The following is a 403-nucleotide window of genomic DNA, read 5'->3' as shown; positions in this document are numbered from 1 at the left end:
TTTTACTGCCATGCTGTTTGCGGCATCACTTACTTCTGTCCAGGCGGCTCAGCCGATTGCCGATCCGGTTTTTGCCTCTGATATCGTTGATCGTTATGCCGAGCATATCTTTTATGGTAGCGGCGCCACAGGCATGGCGCTGGTGGTGATCGACGGCAATCAACGCGTGTTTCGTAGTTTCGGTGACACCAGACCGGGCAATAATGTTCGTCCACAGCTTGATTCGGTCATTCGTATCGCTTCTATCACCAAGCTCATGACCAGTGAAATGTTGGTAAAATTGCTCGATCAGGGAACGGTAAAATTAAACGATCCTCTCAGCAAATATGCGCCTCCCGGCGCGCATGTCCCGACGTATCAAGGCACGCCGATTACGTTGGTCAACTTAGCGACCCATACCAGT

The 403-nt window shown here is 51.1% G+C and carries 1 protein-coding gene; it reads left to right on the top strand.

Annotated features, from left to right (window positions below; all coding sequences use genetic code 11):
• Positions 1 to 403 (top strand): serine hydrolase (locus tag KJQ99_RS10020; RefSeq protein WP_214150756.1); only part of this gene is annotated, 403 nt, incomplete at both ends.

The organism is Campylobacter sp. 2018MI13 (genome assembly GCF_018501135.1).
Lineage (GTDB): Bacteria > Campylobacterota > Campylobacteria > Campylobacterales > Campylobacteraceae > Campylobacter_E.
The sequence above is the reverse complement of the archived record's forward strand: the minus strand, read 5'-3'. Positions and strand labels throughout refer to the sequence as shown.